Here is a 3882-nt window from a genome sequence, read left to right as displayed (position 1 = left end):
GGGGGGGGGGGGGGGGGGGGGGGGGGGGGGGGGGGGCCCTAGGCGGCCTGGCGGACCTCGTCGGTGGCGCCGGCCGGGGCGTCGGGCTCCTTGGCCTTCAGCAGGCGGAGCCGGGGCGCGGGTCCGCCCCGTCCGCCGCGGCGGTGCAGGGCGCGGGCCACGGCGTCGCCCGCGTACTGGATGAGGGCGATGACCACGGCGAGGACCGCCACGGTGACCCACATCAGTCCGGTCTCGAACCGCAGGTAGCCCTGCTTGATGGCGAGGTCGCCGAGTCCGCCCGCGGCGACCGCGCCGGCCATGGCGGAGTAGCCGATCAGCGCGACCACGGTCGTGGTGACGGAGGACACCAGCGAGGGCAGCGCCTCGGGGACGAGAACCCTGCGCACGACGGTCCAGGTGCTGCCGCCCATCGCCTGCACGGCCTCGACCAGCCCGTGGTCCACCTCGCGGACCGCGGTCTCGACGAGGCGCGCGAAGAAGGGGATGGCGCCGATGGCCAGCGGCACGACGGAGGCGTCGCGGCCGATGTAGGTCCCCATGATCATCTTGGTGAAGGGGATCAGGGCGATCAGCAGGATGATGAACGGCAGCGAGCGGCCGAAGTTGACCACCTGGCCGACGACCTTGTTGACGACCACGTTCTGCAGCAGACCGCCGCGGTCGGTGAGGACCAGCAGGACGCCCAGCGGCAGGCCGAGGACGACGGTCACCAGCGTGGACCAGCCGACCATGTAGAGGGTGTCCCAGCTGGCCTGGGTGAGCAGCGGCTGCATCTCGGACCAGGTCACTTGGCCACTTCCTTCACTTCGCTGCCGGCCGGGCGGGCCGGGGCGTCCTGGCCGACGAGCTCCACCTGGAGCCCCTGCTCGCGCAGGAAGCCGACGGGGACGACGTTGTCGTCGTAGCGGCCGGGCAGCTCGATGCGCATCCGGCCGATCTGGGCTCCGCCGACGGTGTCGACCGCGGCGCCGAGGATGGAGACGTCCACGTTGTAGGTGCGGGCCAGCTGGGAGATCACCGGACGGCCGGTGGACTCGCCGTGGAAGGTGATGTCCAGGACCGTGCTGTCCGGGCCGGAGGCGCCGCCGCCGACGGGGAAGAGCGCGGCGGCGAGCTGGGAGCCGGGCGTGGCGAGCAGTTCGTCGACGGTGCCGGACTCCACGACGCGGCCCCGCTCCATCAGCGCGGCGGAGTCGCAGACCGTCTTGACGACGTCCATCTCGTGGGTGATCAGCAGCACGGTCAGGCCGAGCTGCCGGTTGAGGTCGCGCAGCAGCTGGAGGATCGAGCGGGTGGTCTCCGGGTCGAGGGCGCTGGTGGCCTCGTCGGACAGGAGCACCTTGGGGTCGCCGGCCAGGGCGCGGGCGATGCCGACGCGCTGCTTCTGGCCGCCGGAGAGCTGGGCCGGGTAGGCCTTGGCCTTGTCGGCGAGGCCGACCAGGTCCAGGAGTTCCAGCGCCTTGGCGGTGCGCTCGCGGCCCGAGCGGCCGAGGATCTCGAGCGGAAGCTCGACGTTGTCCTGCACGGTCCGCGACGAGAGCAGGTTGAAGTGCTGGAAGACCATGCCGATCCGGCTGCGGGCCTGCCGCAGCTCCTTGGAGGCGCGGGGGCCGCGTCCGGCGAGGGCGGTGAGGTCCTGCCCGTCGACGGTGACCGTGCCGGAGGTGGGGCGCTCGAGGAGGTTGACGCAGCGGATGAGCGAGGACTTGCCGGCGCCGGACTGGCCGATGACGCCGTAGACCTCGCCCTCGCGGACGTGGAGATCGACGCCGTCGATGGCGGTGACCTCACGGCCGCCGGAGCGGTAGATCTTGGTCAGACCCGAGGTGGTGATCACAGGGGTTTCCATCACTGTCGAGTGCCGGGGCCCGGTGGGGCCCGGACACGGGTGCATTCGGTCGGACCGCGGCACGGCGTGGCACTCCGGCTCCGGTCACGGCGGTGTGGCGGAGGGAGTACGCGGGGATTCCGTGGTGCGCGGGCGGCAGGCTGAGGCCGCGGGGCTCGCTTCGGGGCGCGAGGCCGGAACGTCTTGCGGGGGCCCTCTAACAGGCGCACATTCGACACATGCGACGAGCACCGGGCGTCGGGTTCGCCTCGGTCGCAGGGGTGGTGCCGCTCGTCGTGGTCATGCGGGTAAGTAAATCAGACGATCACTGGCAAGCGGGACAGGGTGTCCGGCATGCGGACACCCTGTCCCGCCGGTGGTGCGTCGCGGGGCGGCCTCCGGTCCGGTTCAGACCCGCGGGGAGACGACGATCCCGTCCGGCGTGACCTGCGCGGACAGCGCGGAGAGGTCCGGCACCACGAGGTCGGCGTCCAGTTCGTGCGCCGGGAGGGTTGTGGCCAAGGCCACCGTGCGCATCCCGGCGGCGCGGCCGGAGCGCAGGCCGGCCGGGGCGTCCTCGAAGACGACGCAGCGGGCCGGGTCGACGCCGAGCGCCTTGGCGGCGAGCAGGTAGGGCTCCGGGTCGGGCTTGCCGCGGGTGATGTCGTCGGCGGCGATCAGGGTGGTGGCCGTGAGGCCCACCAGGGCGAGCCGGGCCTCGGCGAGGCGGCGGGAGGCGGAGGTGACCACGGCCCACCGGTCGGCGGGCAGGCCGCGCAGGAACTCCCGGGTGCCCGGGAGCGGGACGACCCCGCCGTGGGGGACGTCCTCGAGCTCTATCTCCTCGATGCGCGCGAGGGCGGCGGGCACCCGCGGCGCGGGGAGGAGGTCCCTGATGATCTCCACGGCGGGCCGGCCGTGGAGTTCGATGCTCGTGAACCGCTCGTGGGTCACCCCGTGCTCGTGGGCCCACGCGGTCCAGGACCGGGTCACGGAGTCCAGGGAGGAGAGGAGGGTTCCGTCGTTGTCGAAGAGGAGCGCGTCCGCACGGAGGGTCGTCATGGGTTTGACCTTAACCAAGCGGCGCGGCGACGCTCCCGCGTCCTCGGCACCCCCTCCCACCAGCGGGTGCCGGGCCGGGCCCGCGCAACCCCGGGGGCGGGCGGCGGGGGGACATACCCGCCGTAATAAGGTCTGCGCATGCTCGTAGCCCTGACCGTGGCGACCGCCGTGGCCGCACTCCTCCTCGCCGCCTGGTGCGGCTGGGCCGCCTGGCGGGACCAGCCGACCAAGGACTGGCACTTCATCGGCATGGGCGTGGTCGCACTGCTGGCCACCGCGCAGCTGGTGGTCGGCATCGTGCAGCTGGCCCGCGGCGAGCAGCCCGAGCAGGGCACCGTGATCTTCGTGGCCTACCTGCTCGGCGCGTTCGCCTGCGTGCCGGCCGCCGGGTTCATGTCGCTGGCCGAGCGCACCCGCTGGGGTTCGCTCACGGTGGCCGCGGGCGGTTTCGTCCTGGCCGTGCTTCAGGTGCGGCTCTACGACATCTGGGGAGCCTGAGATGACGTCGCGGCAGAAGCCCGCCCCCGGGCAGAGGCTGATCTCCGGGCCCGGCATCCTTCTGGTCTGGCTGTACGGCGTGATGGTGGTCGGCGCGGTGTCCCGCTCGGCGTACCAGATCTCCACCGAGTTCGACCGTGCCCCGCTGGCCTACTCGTTGTCCGCGCTGGCCGGCGTGGTCTACGGCTTCATCACGTACACGCTGGTGCGCGGCGGCGAGCGGGCCCGGCGGGCGGCGGTGGTGTGCTGCGCCGCCGAGCTCCTCGGCGTACTCGTTGTCGGCGCCTGGACCCTGGCCGACCCCGGGGCCTTCCCGGACGCGACGGTCTGGTCCGACTTCGGGATGGGCTACCTCTTCATCCCGGTGCTGCTGCCGGTGACCGCGCTGTACTGGCTGGTCCGGGGCCGGACCGCGGACCGTCAGGCGGTCGCCGCGTAGACCGCGGTCCCGGCGTCGGGGTCCTGCGCGGCGGGACCCTGGGCGGCGGCGG

General features: G+C 73.2%; 5 protein-coding genes. 2 read left to right on the top strand and 3 right to left on the bottom strand.

The genetic code is table 11. From position 1 onward, the window contains the following. Nucleotides 1-38 precede the first annotated feature (38 nt). The 3 genes from HW445_RS21540 to HW445_RS21530 form a co-directional block, all read right to left on the bottom strand. On the bottom strand, nucleotides 39-791 hold the full coding sequence (locus HW445_RS21540; RefSeq protein ID WP_180222624.1) for a methionine ABC transporter permease: 753 nt from the start codon (nucleotides 789-791) through the stop codon (nucleotides 39-41). Next, entirely contained in the window at nucleotides 788-1840 is a 1053-nt protein-coding gene (locus tag HW445_RS21535) for a methionine ABC transporter ATP-binding protein (RefSeq protein WP_180222623.1), read from the bottom strand. Before HW445_RS21535 ends, HW445_RS21540 begins: the two co-directional genes overlap by 4 nt. Nucleotides 1841-2239: 399 nt before the next feature. Next, on the bottom strand, nucleotides 2240-2893 hold the full coding sequence (locus tag HW445_RS21530; RefSeq protein ID WP_180222622.1) for an HAD-IA family hydrolase: 654 nt from the start codon (nucleotides 2891-2893) through the stop codon (nucleotides 2240-2242). Nucleotides 2894-3031: 138 nt separating this feature from the next. Here HW445_RS21530 and HW445_RS21525 point away from each other — a divergent pair, with 138 nt between their 5' ends. Further along, nucleotides 3032-3391 (top strand): hypothetical protein, encoded by a 360-nt coding sequence (locus tag HW445_RS21525; protein WP_180222621.1) that lies wholly within the window; start codon nucleotides 3032-3034, stop codon nucleotides 3389-3391. A 1-nt stretch (nucleotide 3392) separates the two neighbouring features. Next, nucleotides 3393-3830 (top strand): hypothetical protein, encoded by a 438-nt coding sequence (locus tag HW445_RS21520; protein WP_180222620.1) that lies wholly within the window; start codon nucleotides 3393-3395, stop codon nucleotides 3828-3830. The last annotated feature ends 52 nt before the right edge of the window (nucleotides 3831-3882 follow it).

It is taken from the genome of Streptomyces sp. UH6 (assembly GCF_013421635.1).
Lineage (GTDB): Bacteria > Actinomycetota > Actinomycetes > Streptomycetales > Streptomycetaceae > Streptomyces > Streptomyces abyssomicinicus.
The sequence above is the reverse complement of the archived record's forward strand: the minus strand, read 5'-3'. Positions and strand labels throughout refer to the sequence as shown.